The 14,118-nt window shown below is 70.3% G+C and carries 13 protein-coding genes; 3 read left to right on the top strand and 10 right to left on the bottom strand.

The window, feature by feature from the left end; all coding sequences use genetic code 11:
* Positions 1–31: 31 nt before the first annotated feature.
* From AB0D34_RS13095 to AB0D34_RS13085, 3 genes are all read right to left on the bottom strand, one after another.
* Positions 32–790 (bottom strand): SDR family oxidoreductase, encoded by a 759-nt coding sequence (locus tag AB0D34_RS13095; protein ID WP_362660834.1) that lies wholly within the window; start codon positions 788–790, stop codon positions 32–34.
* Between the two features lie 40 nt (positions 791–830).
* The gene (locus AB0D34_RS13090) at positions 831–1,775 is read right to left on the bottom strand and encodes an alpha/beta hydrolase (RefSeq protein WP_362660832.1); all 945 of its coding nucleotides are present in this window, start codon (positions 1,773–1,775) and stop codon (positions 831–833) included.
* 323 nt (positions 1,776–2,098) lie between these two features.
* Positions 2,099–2,953: an oxidoreductase gene (locus AB0D34_RS13085; RefSeq protein WP_362660830.1), complete on the bottom strand. Its 855-nt coding sequence runs from the start codon at positions 2,951–2,953 to the stop codon at positions 2,099–2,101.
* Between the two features lie 286 nt (positions 2,954–3,239).
* Here AB0D34_RS13085 and AB0D34_RS13080 point away from each other — a divergent pair, with 286 nt between their 5' ends.
* On the top strand, positions 3,240–4,157 hold the full coding sequence (locus tag AB0D34_RS13080; protein WP_362660828.1) for a helix-turn-helix transcriptional regulator: 918 nt from the start codon (positions 3,240–3,242) through the stop codon (positions 4,155–4,157).
* An 81-nt stretch (positions 4,158–4,238) separates the two neighbouring features.
* On the opposite strand, the gene AB0D34_RS13075 is transcribed toward AB0D34_RS13080, so the two are convergent.
* The 6 genes from AB0D34_RS13075 to AB0D34_RS13050 form a co-directional block, all read right to left on the bottom strand.
* Positions 4,239–6,116 carry a DUF2264 domain-containing protein gene (locus AB0D34_RS13075; RefSeq protein WP_362660826.1) on the bottom strand — a complete coding sequence of 626 codons (1,878 nt, stop codon included), beginning with the start codon at positions 6,114–6,116 and terminating at the stop codon, positions 4,239–4,241.
* Complete coding sequence (locus AB0D34_RS13070; protein WP_362660824.1) at positions 6,113–7,132, bottom strand: hydroxyacid dehydrogenase; 1,020 nt, start codon at positions 7,130–7,132, stop codon at positions 6,113–6,115. The genes AB0D34_RS13075 and AB0D34_RS13070 overlap by 4 nt, the downstream gene beginning before the upstream one ends.
* Positions 7,133–7,332: 200 nt before the next feature.
* On the bottom strand, positions 7,333–8,430 hold the full coding sequence (locus AB0D34_RS13065) for a substrate-binding domain-containing protein (RefSeq protein ID WP_362660822.1): 1,098 nt from the start codon (positions 8,428–8,430) through the stop codon (positions 7,333–7,335).
* A gap of 98 nt (positions 8,431–8,528) precedes the next feature.
* Positions 8,529–9,293, bottom strand: a complete 765-nt coding sequence (locus AB0D34_RS13060; RefSeq protein ID WP_362660820.1) for an SDR family NAD(P)-dependent oxidoreductase — start codon at positions 9,291–9,293, stop codon at positions 8,529–8,531.
* A gap of 49 nt (positions 9,294–9,342) precedes the next feature.
* A complete protein-coding gene (locus AB0D34_RS13055) occupies positions 9,343–9,501 on the bottom strand; it encodes a hypothetical protein (protein WP_362660818.1) in 159 nt (52 codons plus the stop codon).
* Positions 9,502–9,816: 315 nt separating this feature from the next.
* The gene (locus tag AB0D34_RS13050; protein WP_362660816.1) at positions 9,817–11,082 is read right to left on the bottom strand and encodes an MFS transporter; all 1,266 of its coding nucleotides are present in this window, start codon (positions 11,080–11,082) and stop codon (positions 9,817–9,819) included.
* Between the two features lie 134 nt (positions 11,083–11,216).
* Here AB0D34_RS13050 and AB0D34_RS13045 point away from each other — a divergent pair, with 134 nt between their 5' ends.
* Positions 11,217–11,786, top strand: a complete 570-nt coding sequence (locus AB0D34_RS13045) for a TetR family transcriptional regulator (RefSeq protein ID WP_362660814.1) — start codon at positions 11,217–11,219, stop codon at positions 11,784–11,786.
* Between the two features lie 23 nt (positions 11,787–11,809).
* Here the strand turns inward: AB0D34_RS13045 and AB0D34_RS13040 are convergent, their stop codons facing one another.
* A complete protein-coding gene (locus AB0D34_RS13040) occupies positions 11,810–12,415 on the bottom strand; it encodes a helix-turn-helix domain-containing protein (protein ID WP_362660812.1) in 606 nt (201 codons plus the stop codon).
* 259 nt (positions 12,416–12,674) lie between these two features.
* On the opposite strand from AB0D34_RS13040, the gene AB0D34_RS13035 reads away from it, so the two are divergent.
* Entirely contained in the window at positions 12,675–14,090 is a 1,416-nt protein-coding gene (locus AB0D34_RS13035; RefSeq protein ID WP_362660810.1) for a DHA2 family efflux MFS transporter permease subunit, read from the top strand.
* Positions 14,091–14,118: the final 28 nt, after the last annotated feature.

The following is a 14,118-nucleotide window of genomic DNA, read 5'->3' as shown; positions in this document are numbered from 1 at the left end:
GGTGCTCCTTGTCCGTGTACTGGGGGTGGGGTTACCAGTCCTGGCGGGTGGGGTGGATGACGATGTCATTGACGGTGACGTCGGTGGGCTGGTCGAGGGCGTAGACGACGGCGTCGGCCACGCGCTCTGGGTGGATGGCACCCTCGTTGAGGTCCTGGGCGATCTGCTTGCCCTCGGTGTTGGAGACCTTGTCGGCCCAGCCGGTGTCGATGACACCGGGGCTGATCATGGAGACCTGGATGCCGTGGGTGATGCCGACTTCCTGGCGGAGGCTGTCGGTGATGCCGCGGATGAAGAACTTGGTGGCGCTGTAGACGCCGCTGGCGTCCCCGACGCGGATGCCGGCCACCGAGCTGAGGTTGAGGATGTGGCCGCACTGGCGGGCGATCATGCCGGGCAGGACGGCGCTGATGGCGTGCAGGTAGCCGCGGAGGTTGGTGTCGATCATCTTGTCCCAGTCGTCGACGGCACGGTCGGACCACTTGGAGAAGAGCATCAGGCCGGCGTTGTTGACCAGGTGGTCGACGGGGCCGTACTCACTGGCGGCGAACTCGATCAGGCCCTCGACGTCGTCGCGGCGTGTGACGTCGGTGATGCGGGCGGTCGCGGTACCGCCTGCGTCGCGGATCTCGGTGATCAGGGTGTTGAGCTTGTCGGCGTTGCGGGCGGCGAGGACGACGCGGGCGCCGCGCGCGGCCAGGGCGCGGGCCGTGGCCGCGCCGATGCCGGAGGACGCGCCGGTGATGACGCTGACCCGGCCCTGAAGGTGGTTGTCGTGGCTGTCGGCCATGGTGGCTCTCTCCTTCTGCGAACCTTCTGGGCAGCGGTGTTCAGTCGGTGCGTGCGCGGGTGTCGAAATCGAGGAACGCGCGCAGGAACCCCTCTGGGTTCTCCTCGGGCACCCAGTGGCCGGCGCCCTCCACGAGGTGGCTGGTGACGTGGTCGGCGATCTCCTCGCACATGGCCCGGTAATTGGCGGCCAGCGTTTGGGTGGCGCCGCCGGAGGCGAGCACGGGGACGGTGAGCTTGCCGTCGGAGGCGATGGCGTCACGGTGGATCCGGGCGTCGTGGTCGAGTTCCCGGTAGATCTCGCACAGGGCGCGCATCGCGCCGGGGGCCTGGAAGGCGCGGGCGTAGACGTCCACATCGGCGTCTGTGATGGCGTCGGGCTGGTAGGTCAGGTCGTCGAAGAACCGTGTGATGTACCAGCGTTCCCGGCCGTGGGTGAGGTGGACGGCGATGTCGGGGTGGGCGTGGAAGTCGAAGTGCCAGGCGCTCTTGGCGACCTTGCGCTGCTCGTAGTAGTCCGTGCCGGGCAGCGGGGCTTCCATGGTGGTGAGGCTGACGACGTCGTCGCGGTAGCGCAGGGCATATCCGAACGCCAGCATCGAGCCGAGGTCGTGGCCGACCACGGAGACGGGCCCCGGGATGCCGAGGTGGTCGTGAATGAGGGTGTGCAGGTCTGCAGCCATCGTCCACTTGTCGTAGCCGTCGCGGGGCTTGGTCGACGCGCCGGCGCCGCGGTAGTCGGGGGTGATGACGCGGTAGCCGGCCTGTGCCAGCGGGGTGAGGACCTTGCGCCAGGCGTGCCGGGTCTGCGGGGCGCCGTGGACGAGGACCACGGTCTTCGGCGCCGCGCCCTCGGGCAGAGGGGACGGTTCGGCGAGGGTGTAGCCGATGCGGACGCCGGCGTCCTGGTCGATCCAGGCGCGTCCGTGGCTGATCCGGACCTTGCCGTGGTCGATGTCGGTGGCTGCTGTGGGGTGCGCGTTCATCCTTGCGCGCCTTTCGTCGTACGGGTGCGGGCGGTGGTGGAGGGTCCGGCTGTGGGGTCACCGGCGGCTCGGGCCGACCGCTGCGGGTGGGTAGCTCGGCTCAGGCTGTTGAAGGTGTTGGGGGTCCGTCGCTCCGGCCGGGCCGGTGATCACCGTGCGGGGGCGGCGGCCTGCAGGCTCTCCCGGGTGAGGGTGATGTGCGTGCTCATTGGTTCGGCCTCCGTGCGGGGTACCGGGCAGGCAGCGCAGCTGCCCGGGCCCACCGGCCGGTGACAGGGTCAGGGGTACGGCGTTGTCACCGGCCGACGGATTCTGTCGCTGGGTCAGGCGGCGGAGGCGTCGAAGTCGGCAGACTTCGTCAGAGCCTCGTTCGCGCGGAACTCGGCGAGCATCGACTCCAACTGCTCGATGGCCATGCTGTACGCCGGAGCGCCCAGCAGTAGGCGCTGCGGGTGGGTGTCGGCGGAGAGGGCGGTGATGATCGCCCGGGCGGCGGCGTGGGGATCGCCGGGCTCCTTGCCGGTGTCCGCGCGGAACCCGGCACGCGCCGCGCCGACCGTGTCGGCGTAGTCGGCGATCTCCCGCTCGGGCAGCGTCTCGTTGGCGGACCGGCCGGCCCAGTCGGTGCGGAAGGGGCCGGGCTCCACGAGCAGCGTGGTGATGCCCAGCGGGGCGACCTCCTGGCGCAGGGCGTCGGTCAGGCCCTCGACGGCGAACTTGGTGGCGGCGTAGTAGCCGACGGCCGGGAAGGCGCGCAGTCCTCCGATGGAGGAGAAGTTCACGATCGTTCCCGAGCGGCGTGCGCGCATGCCCGGCAGGACGGCGCGGATGACGTCGGACAGGCCGAAGACGTTGATGTCGAAGATCCGGCGGATCTCGTCGTCGGTGCTCTCCTCCACGGCGGCGAAATAGCCGATGCCGGCGTTGTTGACCAGCACATCGATGCCACCGAAATGCTTCTCCGCAACCTCGACGGCCTCCCTGACCTGCGCGGCGTCGGTGACGTCGAGGGACAGGGCCAGCGCCTGGTCGTTGCCCTCGACGAGATCCTTGACCTGGGAGACATCACGGGCGGTGACGACCGCCTTGTGGCCTGCGGTGAGGACCTCCTGGGCCAGAGCGCGGCCGAAGCCGGTCGAGCAGCCGGTGATGAACCAGACCTTCTGCTGGACAGTCATGTTGGGGATCTCCCTCAGAACGGGCGCACCCCTCCCACGGCAATCACAACAGGTGACCGCGACAGGGGTGCTGTGTACGGGGTGAAGCGGCGCCCGCCCCGGCCTGTGCCACGCACACGGCAGGCGGGCCGCGGACCTTTTGAAGGTCACTGCGATGGCCGCCTCACCATTCATGCACGGCGAGAACACGGGGGCCAAGCCACCTGTGGGGGCCATTGCTGCCGGGGAAAGACCTTCCCCCTCACGCCGGTGGATCTCCGTCGCAAGCCGGGGAACACTGGTGCCCATGGCGAACAATGCCGAGGAGATCAAGAAGTTCCTGCGCACCCGGCGTGACGCGGTCCGCCCCGCCCAGGTCGGCCTGGCCAACTACCCGGGTCGGCGGGTACCTGGTCTGCGCCGTGAAGAGGTCGCGCAGCTCGCCGGGGTCAGCGTGGACTACTACACCCGCCTGGAACAGGGACGGCTCACCAGCGCCTCCGAAGGCGTCATCCTCTCCATCGCCGAGGCCCTGCGACTGACCCAGGCCGAGACCCAGTACCTGCGCGACCTGCTGCGCCCCCAGCCCCGCCGCAGCGTGGAACCGGCGCCAACCCAGCAGGTGCGGCCCGATCTGCTGCGCATGCTGAACGGGCTGCACGACCAGCCGGCCTTCGTCCTCGGTCGCCGCAACGAGGTCCTGGCCTCCAACGACCTCCTCGACGCCCTGTTCACCCCGTTCAACCACCGCCCGCCAGGCGAGCGCAACCTGCTGCGCTGGATGCTCCTCGACCCCGCCGCCCGCTCCCTGTACCTCGACTGGGCGCAGGTCACCTCCGAGGTCGTCGGCGTGCTGCGCGCCGAGGCCGGCCGCAACCCCCACGACCCGCAGATCGCCGAATTCGTCGCCGAACTGCGCTCCGCATCCCCCGAGTTCCGCACCTGGTGGGCCGAGCGGACCGTCGTCGAACGCACCTGGGGCACCAAACGCTTCAACCACCCCGTCGTCGGCCGCCTCGACATCACCTACGAAGCCCTCTCCCTGCCCGGCGACCCCGACCAGATCCTCTTCGTCTACGCCGGCAAAACCGACGACGACCTCGAAAAGCTGCGCATCCTCGCGAGCTGGTACGCCCAGTCCGCCCCCCACCCCACCGCTGCGGGCGATCAATCTGCCCAGCCGCAACGGCACGGGACGGGCGAACAAGATCCCCGCCACGCGTAGGCCCGCTGCAGTTTTGCGCCCGGGCTGGCATGGGCTTCCAGGGGTGTCGTCGGCCCGGATCGGCCATAAGAGGGCCGCCCATCAATTCAGCAAGGACACCGTCACCGGTTCGAACCCGATCACCGAACGGGCCCCGTCCAGCGCCCAGACCACCTGCACTCGGCCGTGCTCGACGACGAGTTCGGTGACCGCGTCCTCCAGCGAGACCGGCTCGGCGGTAAGGGTGGCCAGGCTGACGTGCACCGTGGTGCCCCCGGCCTGCCCGGTGAGCCGGGGCATCCGGGCCCAGCGGGCGTAGGCCGTGCCCTGGGGGGCGCGGAGCAACTCGAAGCCGTCGTCCCAGCCGTGCAGACCGTGCAGCGCCGAGACGACGGAACCGTCGGGGCCGGTGGCCCAACCCGTATGGATGACACGGGAGTCGGCCGGCGCGCCAACCACGCGGTGGACGCGCAGTTCGTACGGACCCCTGGCGATCGTGACACTCTCCACCCGCAGTCCCGGGACCATGGGCGAACCCGCGGTGAAGACCGGCCGGTGCCAGGAGGCGGCCCAGCCCCAGCCTTCGTCGGCGCCCGCCCCCAGCGGATGGATGCGACGCCGTACGCTGCCCCGTCCGCCGACCTCGATGGACAGATGGTTGTCGGCGGTGTTCCCGCTCGCGGTCGGTCCGGTGTGCGTCGAGTACGCCTGCCGACCGTAGAGCGGATCGTCGGCCGCGTTTTCGCCGTCGTGGGGGCGCACGTGATCACTGCCGTGGTTGTGCAGTCGTACGATCCCGTCGGCGCGCGTCGACTGGATCAGCAGCCCCGGTGCGGGCAGGGCCAACACACGGTCGGCCGTCTCGGCCGGTGCGGCCTCCTCGGGGTCGGTCCACAGCGGATGGTCCGGTGGAGCGAGGAGGGCGACGAACGCCTTCGAGGCCCAGTACGGCGAGGAGGGGCCGGAGTAGGTCTGCAAGGTCGCCTCGTGCGGGCCGTACCAGCCGGGGCTGAGCAGACCGTCCTCGGTGAGGGCGCCGCGGTCCAGGAAGTGGTGCAGGTTGCCGTTGATGAGGCGGCGGGAGGTGCCCGGGGTCAGCGGGGTGTGGCCGGTGACGGCGCCCAGCGCGACGGCCGCCGAGGCGGCGAAGCGGTACGTCAGTGAGCGGCCGAAGTACAGAGGCGCACCGTCCGCGGCGAACATCAGGCCGAAGCCTTCAAGGTGCTCGCGCAGCCGGGTGCCGTACGGCTCCGCGTCCGCCGCCGCGAGGTGGGCGTCGAGGACCGGATACAGGTGCAGGGCCCAGCCGTTGTAGTGGTCGAAGGCGCGTCCGTCGCCGTCGCTGTACCAGCCGTCGCCTACGTACCAGCCCTCCAGCAGTCCGCGCACGCGCTGGCGTACGGCGGCCGTCTCGGCGTCGCCGCGGCCCACCGACTCCAGGAACCCGGCGACGGTGTAGGGGAAGAGGTACCAGTTGTTCGGCGCGGGCGTGTGCCGCAGTGCGCCGCGCAGCCATTCCTCCGTGCGGTCCTGCACGCCGGCCTCGAGGTTCTTCCACAGCCACGGTGCGGTCAGCCGCAGGCCGAGCGCCACGGATGCCGACTCGACCATGGGCTGACCCGCGACCAGGTGGTCGAGGATCAGCGGCCAGGACTCGGTGTCGTCACGGCCGGGGGCGCCGGTGCCTGCGGCGAGACCGCTCGCGTAGCGCTCCAGCCAGCCATGTGGGTCGTTGCCACCGGCGCCCGCCACACGGAACGCTGCGGCGAGGAATGTGCGGGCGAAGCCCTCCAGACCGTCGGAGCGTACGCCCGCCGCGGAGGGGCGGCCGGGCAGGTCGAGCAGGGCGCCGCCCGGGGTGCTCCAGTGCCAGGCGGAGGCCAGCAGACCGTCGGCGACGGCCTCCCAGTGGGCCCGGGTCCAGCCGGTGTGAGGGCTCGACTCCCTGTCCTCCGGGGGGAGTTGGAAGGGGGCCCTCATGCCGAGTACGCCAGCCTCTCGCGTCGTACGGGATGCAGGAAGCCGGCGCCGGAGGACCAGCGGGCGATCTCGGCGACAGCGTGTTCGGCCAGGCGGCCCCATTCGTTGCCCTGTGAGCCGGCCAGGTGGGGAGTGATGAGAACGTTGTCGCAGTCCCACAACGGGTGCTCGGGCGGCAGGACTTCGGGGTCGGTGACGTCGAGGACGGCCCGGATGCGGCCGGCCCGCGCGGCGTCGGTGAGTGCGTCCTGGTCGATGACCGCGCCCCGGGCCGTGTTGATCAGTACGGCGCCCGGACGCATCGACTCGATCAGCGCGCGGCTGACCAGGCCGCGGGTGGCGGGCAGCAACGGCGTGTGCACGCTGACGGTGTCGCTGCGGGTGAACAACTCCGTCAACTCGACTCGTGTTGCGCCGAGTTCGGCCGCCTCGGCGTCGGTGACGAACGGGTCGTGGAGGAGGACCTCCATGTCGTGCTCACGCAGCAGTTCGATGACCCGGCGGCCGATGAGCGACGCGGACAGGATGCCGACGGTGCGGTGGTGGTTGCCGAGGGTGCGCGGAATCCGTACCAGGCGTTCGAGGGTTCGGGTGGCGCGGAGGACGTGGGCGCGTTCGAGGGCCTGTTTGCCGGTGAGCAGGATCATGGCGAGGGTGTACTCGGCGACCGGCAGGGCGTTGGGGACCGCGGCCGAGGACACCTCGATGCCGCGCTCCCAACAGGCCTCGGTGATGTGCCCGCGCACGCTGCCCGCGGCATGTACTACCGCGCGCAGACGGGGCGCGGCCGCGAGGACGTCCGCGTCCAGTGGTGGGCAGCGCCAACTGGTGACCAGCAGGTCGACCTCGGCGAGGACCTCACGGGCCCTGGGTGTGCGGAGGTCGTCCAGGACGGGGAGCGGGGCGAGGTCGCAGACGGTGTTGAGCCGGGCGAGGGCGTCGGGGGAGAACACGACGGTGGCCGCGTCCTGGGACATGGCCAGGGCTACCCTGGGGCGGCGTTCGGAGTCGGTCATCAGAGTGCGGGAACTCCTCAACGAGGCGGTGGAGACGGCTAGTTGACGGCCCACAAGGACCACAGGGGCGGTAACCGGAAGGCGGGAGCGGCGCGACGTTGTCGGTGAGTCGCTGCGCCCTGTTCGATTCTCGGAAATCCTGATGCCCTGGGTTCAAACAGTCAAGATGTCGATCAGAAGTAATTCAAACGTTCAAATGCTCACGAGATGGAGCGTGTAGACCCTCGCACGGTCAGCCTCGGCAGCAGCTCGACGCGCTGCACCGGCTGCGCGTCCGCCTCGCCCGCGTCCTCGATGCGGCGCAGCAGCAGCTGGGCGGCGAGCTGGCCGACCGCGCCCTTGGGAGGCGAGACGGCCGTCAGGGGCGGGGTGCCGAGGCCCGCGACCACGTCGTCGTAGGCGACGACCGAACAGTTCTCCGGCACCCGTACCCCGTTCTCGGCGAGCTGCTGCACCAGCATCAGGGCCTCCACGTCGCCGTGCAGGACGGCGCCCGTCGCCCCCACCTCGCGCAGCACCTCCGTCAGGTCCGCCACGTCGGCGGGCTCCCGGTCCGTGCCGGCACGGGAGGAACTCAGCGTCCAGGCCCACTTCTCCACCAGCGGATGTCCCTCGGCGATCTCCGACAGTGCGGAGCGCAGAGTGCGCGCGGTCGGGCTGTCGTCGCGGGTCGCGAACACCAGCCGCCGGTGACCGAGCCCTACGAGGTGCTCGACGGCGAGCTGGGCGCCGTACCAGTGGTCCGAGCAGACCGAGTCCAAGGCGTGCAGCGCACTGCCTCTGGGCGGTCGGCGCTCCATCAGGGCGGTCGGCACGTCCAGTGTGGCCAGCCAGCTGTAGTCGGCTTCTTCGGCGTCCGGGCTGCGCCACCGCGGCGCGAGCAGCACACCGCACGCGCCGTCCGCCAGCGCCCGTTCCACCTGGGGGCGTTCGGCGCCCGGACCTGGAGGAGCGATGTGCAGGGCGACGCGGACGCCTGCGGCGTCGAACACGGCGCGAGCCCTGTGCAAGGCCTCGTTCAGGTAGGAGTGCCGCTCCGGCACCACCACGGCAACGGTGTCACCGTCCTTGACGCCGCCCACCTGCGACTCACGCTGCGCCTCCTGCGCCGACAGCGGTGAACTCACCACCCCGTGCCCGCGCCGCAGCTTGCCCTCCAGGGCCAGTTCCTCGATGTCCCGGCGGATCGTCACCCCCGATACCTGCAGCTCGGCGGCGAGATCCCGGACGCGCGCGAGCCCGCGCTCCTGCACCGCGGCCAGAATCCGCTGACGCCTGACATCGACCGGCTCACGCATGTTGGTTCCCACCCTGGATGTTCATTTGAGCGATCAGGGTGGTCAGCATACGATCGTTCGAAGTGTGACGACAATGGACAGCGAAGATGACCCTGGGCTTAGCGTGGGTACAGGCCGCCGTCGAGCGTGATCACCTTGTTGGTCAGATAGCCGTTGGTGACCATCGAGGCGGCCATGGCGGCGACCTCGTCCGGCGTGCCGAGGCGTCCGACCGGGATGGGCGCGGGCAGTTTCCCGCCCTCGCCGGCGTCGGCGGGCAGGATCCGGGTGCCTCCGATGAGCGCGGGAGCGAGGGCGTTGACCGTGACACCGGCGGCGGCGACGCCGGCCGCCAGGGAATGGGTCAGCCCGTGCAGGGCCGCCTTGCTGGCAGCGTAGTGCGGGCCGATGATGCCGCCGTTGAGGGCCGCGATCGACGAGACGAACAGGACCCGGCCCCAGCCGCGCTCGACCATGCCGGGAAGGGCGGCCTGAGCCATGAGGAACGGCGCCCGCACATTGACGGCCATGGTGGCATCCCAGGTGTCGACGTCGATGTCGGCCCAGGCCAGCTGCTTTCCTATCCCCGCTCCCGCGATGAGCAGGTCGACGGGGCCGAGTGCGCGGGAGGTCCGGTCGACCAGCTCGACGGCGGCCGTCGCCTCGGACAGGTCCGCCTGGAGCGTGACCGCCCGGCCGGAGCCGTGGAGCGTGTTGATCCGGGTGGCGGTGTTCTCGGCATCCTCGCCGTGGCTGCTGTGGACGAGAGCGATGCGGGCTCCGGCGTCCGCGATACGCAGGGCCACGGCTGTTCCGATTCCGCCGGAGCCTCCGGTGATCAGCGCGGTGCGGCCGGCGAGCGGGGTGGGGGAGATGTCGTTCATCGAACGTCCTTTGATGGTGGGTAGGGAGGGGTTTCCGGTCGTGTGATGGTCAGCTGCCGTGGACCTGGGCCTGGAAGGCGGCGCGGTCGAAGTAGGCCCTGGCCTCGCGGATGCGGCCGGTGCCGTCGAGATCGAAGACGCTGATGCCCGACCAGTTGACCGGCCTGAGATCCCGGGTGATGGCGGCACCGTGCCAGGTGACGGCCACGCTGACTCCGGCGATGTGTGCCTCGGTCGGGGTCAGCCCGAGGAAGGGGCTGAAGCTCGTGAGGACGGAGGCGACGAGGTCATGGATGGCGGCGCGGGGCCCGTGAGGGGTGGCGTGCCGACCGGGTCGTGGAAAAGCGCGTCCTCGGCGAAGGCGTCGCTCCAGGCGTCGGCGTCACCGTTCTGGGAAGCCTGGAAGAACTGCAGAACGGCCGGGGTATGGCGGGGACGGACATGACGGGTCCTTCGTTCGAGAGGGATGCGGTGGTGGACGGGGAAGGATCGAGGGCGGTCACCGGGACCCAGGTCATTGAGGTCACCGGGAGCGGATCGTCGGCTCGGACTCGGTCGCGTCCTTCGCACCGGCCCCGGCGATACGGCGCCCGCCGCCCCCGACCACGTTCGTGACCACGGCCGACGCCACGGAGACTGCGATGAGAGCGCAGACCGCCCACCAGCCGAAGCGGGTGTAGGCACGGGTACCGAGCCACGACCCGGCGCTCGCGCCGAGGAACGAACAGGTCATGTAGGCCGTGTTGAGCCGGCTGTGAATCTCTGGGCGCAGCGCGAAGATGCGGGCCTGGTTGGCGACCTGTCCGCACTGCACCGCCACGTCGATCAGCAACAGCCCGGCGACGAGAGCGACGATCCCGGCGGCACCGCCGAGCGCGCCGGCCGTCAACACGCCCGCCGCGGCGAGCCCGGCCGCGACACACCAGAGGTTGACGCGGTCGGGGCCGTACCGGTCCACCCACTTCCCGGTGGAGGGAGCGAGGAACATGCTGCCCGCGCCGACCACGGCGAGCACGCCCACGGCCTGAGTGCCCATGCCGTAGCGCGGTCCGGTGACCAGCAGTGCGACCGCGGTCCAGGCGGCGCTGAACCCTCCGAAGACGGTGACCTGAAAGAGCACGGACCGGCGCAGCTCCTTCTGCGTGCGCAGCATGCGCAGGGTGTCGGCGAGTAGGCCCGGGTAGCCGTCGCGGACGGCCGGGACGGTCGGGGGCAGGAGAGCGCCGAGCACCACCGCGAGAAGCGCGGTGAGCAGGGCGGCGACCAGATACGGGGCCCGCCAGCCCAGTTGTTCGCCGAGAACACCGCCGAACGCGCGGGCCAGCAGGATGCCGCCGATCAGCCCGGCCTGGAGGGTGCCGATCACGCTGCCGCGCCGCTCGGGTGCGACGAGACCGGCCGCCATGGGAAGGAGGATCTGCGGCACCACGGTGGCCAGGCCGACCAGGGTGCCCGCAGCGAGCAGCAGACCGATTCCGGGGGCCAGCCCCGCGGTCAACAGCGCCACGCTGGTCACCGCGAGCAGCACGGTGATCAGTGGCCGACGGGGGAGGCGGTCCCCGAGCGGGACGAGCAGGAAGATCCCGACGGCGTAACCGAGCTGGGTCACCGTCGCGAGGGTGGTGGCCGTGCCGTCGGAGACGTCGAGACTCCGGGCGATGAGGGGTGTGACGGCTTGCGGGAAGTAGGCGTTGGCCACGGTGACACCGCAGGCCAGCGCCATGACGAGGGGGAGCCCGCGGCCGAGGGTAGGCGGCGCGGGGGCTGCCGGTGGCCTGGTCTGGGGCATGGCGGCCAAGTACTCCTTTCGACGGCGTTCAGTCCGTTGCAGATTCGAACGAACTAGATGGTTCGGTTGCCTGAAATCAGCGTTGCACGCCATCTCGCGAAGGGTCAAACGAACCAGTTCGTTACCCTGACCGCATGGCATATGACTCCGCGGCGACCAAAGAGCGCATCATCACGGCGGCGACCGCCGAGTTCGCGGCGCATGGGGTCGCGGGCGCCCGCGTCGACCGCATCGCCGCCGCGGCCAGAGCGAACAAGCGCGCCATCTACGACTATTTCGGCGACAAGAACAGGCTCTTCGCCGTCGTCCTGGAGCGTCGCCTCGCCGAACTGGCCAAAGCCGTCCCGCCCTCGGAGGATCTGGCCGGCTACGCGGAGCGGCTCTTCGAGTACCACCGAACCCACCCCGAGGCCCTTCGCCTGGTGATGTGGGAGGCTCTGGAGATCGGCGACGGTCCCGTCCCCGCCGAGGAGGAGCGCACCGCGCACTACGGCGACAAGGTGACCGCCGCGCAGGCCGGTGAACCGGACGCCGACGCCCGTACGCGCGTGTTCTTCACCCTCGCCCTGGCGAGCTGGAGCGTCGCCATGCCGCAGCTGCGGCGCATGGTGCTCGGCCCCGACTTCGGTATGGACCGGCTCGGGCAGGAGATCGCTCGTGCGGTGGCCGCGCTTCCCTCGCAGGGTTCGCGCGGCGGTGCCTGATGCCCAGGTGACCGGATGCCGGGTTATTCGCTCCCGGCCGGAGTGATGACCATGCGCATGAAGGGCTCCATCAGGCGCAGCGGATTGTGCGAGGGATCGAGAAGGGCCTGAATCCTCAGTCCGTCCATCATGGCGAGCACCATGACCGTCCTGTCGTCATCGGTCAACTCCGTACTGCTGTGGGCGCTGGGCGTAGAACTGTCCTGCAACCGCCTGCGCAACCGCTCGCCACGACGGACGAAGAACTCGTGCGCTGGGTGGGCGGGATTCGTCGCCGCGATGGAGAGAGCGAGCCAGTGGCGCAGGTAGTCGAGGTCCGCGAACTCATCGGCCAGGACCTGCCCGAGTACGGCGGCACCGGCGGTCCCCGCCGCGAGGATCCGGTCGGCCTGTTCCTCGTCGCGCTCCTCCCGCTGGGCGAGGGCGGTGAGGAGAAGTTCCTCCTTGCCGGAGAAGTGGCGCAGGAGTGCGGCGTGCGTGACGCCCGCACGGGCGGCGATGTCACGGAGTGAGGCCCGCTCGAACCCGTGCTCGGCGAAGCTCGCCAGCGCGGCGCGGACGATCTGGGCCCGCCGGGCCGGCGTGGTGGCGTACGGGCCCCGACGCCGAGCGGCGGCGTTGTCGCTCATGGTGCTTCCTCTGCCCTGACTGTGCATCCGACGACGACCGAAGGCCGGGTCTCTCCGCCTTGGCGGGGAGTTTAGCCGCGCCGCTGCGGGCTTCCGTCGGGCGCACGGCAAGGCAATCGACTTTCAGAGCATGGTTCTAGTACTGTGTTCTACAATTGGGATGGACCGTCATGGTCTGGCCGATTGCCAACATGTGCTTCGACGATGGGGATGTCCTGTGTCGGAACCGAGTCCAGCCAGCACCCCCAGATCCGCTTGGGTGACCCTGTGGGTCGTCCTCGTCGGCGGCTACTGCGCGATCCTCAACATCACCGTGATCAGCGTGGCGTTGCCGGACATCCAGACGGACCTGGGCGGGAGCATCGACGTCGACTGGGTCGCCACGGCGTTTCTCGTCGGCGTCGTCTTCGGGCTGCCGGCCACGGGTTGGCTGGCCGACCGCTTCGGTCGGAAGACCGTCTACTCGGCCTGCGTCGTCGTCTTCGGTATCGGCTCGCTGCTGTGCGCCTGGGCGCCCGACATGTCGCTCCTGGTCGGCGGCCGTTTCGTGCAGGGGACAGGTGGTGGCGCGCTGATTCCCGTCGGCATGACGATCGTCCTGGAGGCTTTCCCGCCGGAGAAACGGGGCACGGCGATGGGCCTGTGGGGCATCGGCACCGCCGGCGCACCGGCCGCGGGACCGGTCGTTGGCGGCTGGCTGGTCACGTCTGTCGGCTGGCGGTCGATCTTCGTGGTCTTCGTGGCGCTGGCCGCCGTGGCGCTGGTCTTCGCGCTCGCGCTGTTGCCGTCCTCCGGCTACCGGCAACGCCGCCGGTTCGACGCGCTCGGCTGGTGCATGGCCTCCGCGGTCGCGGTTCTCGCCGTGATCGCGGTCCGCCAGGCCCCTTCACTGGGCGGCACATCCCCGGTTCTCTGGGCCATGGCCGCAGCCGTGGTCGTGTTGTCCCTCTGGCTTGTCTTGCGGTCGCTCAAGGTCAGCGATCCGATCATCGATTTCCGGATGTTCGGGAACTGGACCTTCAATCTCACGGTCGCGCTGACCGCGTTCATCAACGTGGCGCAGTACGCGCGGGTGAACTTCCTGGCCGTGGAACTGCAGACGGTGCGCGGCTTCGACGCGCAGTACGTGGGACTGCTCCTCGCGCCGGCCGCCATCGGTGTCGCCCTCGCCGGCCCGCTCGGAGGGCGGCTGACCGACCGGGTGGGCGCCCGGACACCGGTGATCTGCGGGCTCGTCGCCATCGTGGTCAGCATGTGGATGTTGGCGACCCTGCGCACCGACACCCCCTCGTGGCAGATCGCGGTCGCCCTCGTGCTCCAGGGCTGCGGCATCGGACTCGCCAACATGCCGGTCACCGTCGCTTCGATGAACAGCCTTCCCCAGCGGTACGTCGCGCAGGGCAGCGCCATCACCAATCTTGCCGGACAGTTCTCGGCGGCGGCGGGCGCGGCGATGTTCGGTGCGTTGCTGGTGGCCCAGGTGGGCAACGCGACCGGCGAAGGCGTGCCGGCCGGCACGGCCCAGGAAGCCTTCAACAACCTTTTCCTAACGGCGTTCTGGGTCGCTGTCGGCGGGTTGCTGGTGGCGTTTCTCCTTCCTGGAAAGCGCAGGTACGCCGTACTCAGCCGACTCCGTGCCGACGAGGCTGCGGCCGAGACTCCTTCACGGAGCTGAGTCCGAGCAGGACGGCCCTGGGCGGGCG

This window comes from Streptomyces sp. NPDC048420 (genome assembly GCF_040651535.1).
GTDB lineage: Bacteria > Actinomycetota > Actinomycetes > Streptomycetales > Streptomycetaceae > Streptomyces.
Note: the sequence above shows the minus strand (reverse complement) of the source record. Positions and strands in the feature narration are given on the sequence as shown.

Coding starts and splice junctions, on each gene's coding strand:
- AB0D34_RS13040 (WP_362660812.1), bottom strand. CDS start 12,415: ATGAGCGACAACGCCGCCGCTCGGCGTCGGGGCCCGTACGCCACCACG.
- AB0D34_RS13080 (WP_362660828.1), top strand. CDS start 3,240: ATGGCGAACAATGCCGAGGAGATCAAGAAGTTCCTGCGCACCCGGCGT.
- AB0D34_RS13050 (WP_362660816.1), bottom strand. CDS start 11,082: ATGCCCCAGACCAGGCCACCGGCAGCCCCCGCGCCGCCTACCCTCGGC.
- AB0D34_RS13095 (WP_362660834.1), bottom strand. CDS start 790: ATGGCCGACAGCCACGACAACCACCTTCAGGGCCGGGTCAGCGTCATC.
- AB0D34_RS13070 (WP_362660824.1), bottom strand. CDS start 7,132: ATGACCGACTCCGAACGCCGCCCCAGGGTAGCCCTGGCCATGTCCCAG.
- AB0D34_RS13085 (WP_362660830.1), bottom strand. CDS start 2,953: ATGACTGTCCAGCAGAAGGTCTGGTTCATCACCGGCTGCTCGACCGGC.
- AB0D34_RS13075 (WP_362660826.1), bottom strand. CDS start 6,116: ATGAGGGCCCCCTTCCAACTCCCCCCGGAGGACAGGGAGTCGAGCCCT.
- AB0D34_RS13060 (WP_362660820.1), bottom strand. CDS start 9,293: ATGAACGACATCTCCCCCACCCCGCTCGCCGGCCGCACCGCGCTGATC.
- AB0D34_RS13065 (WP_362660822.1), bottom strand. CDS start 8,430: ATGCGTGAGCCGGTCGATGTCAGGCGTCAGCGGATTCTGGCCGCGGTG.
- AB0D34_RS13090 (WP_362660832.1), bottom strand. CDS start 1,775: ATGAACGCGCACCCCACAGCAGCCACCGACATCGACCACGGCAAGGTC.
- AB0D34_RS13045 (WP_362660814.1), top strand. CDS start 11,217: ATGGCATATGACTCCGCGGCGACCAAAGAGCGCATCATCACGGCGGCG.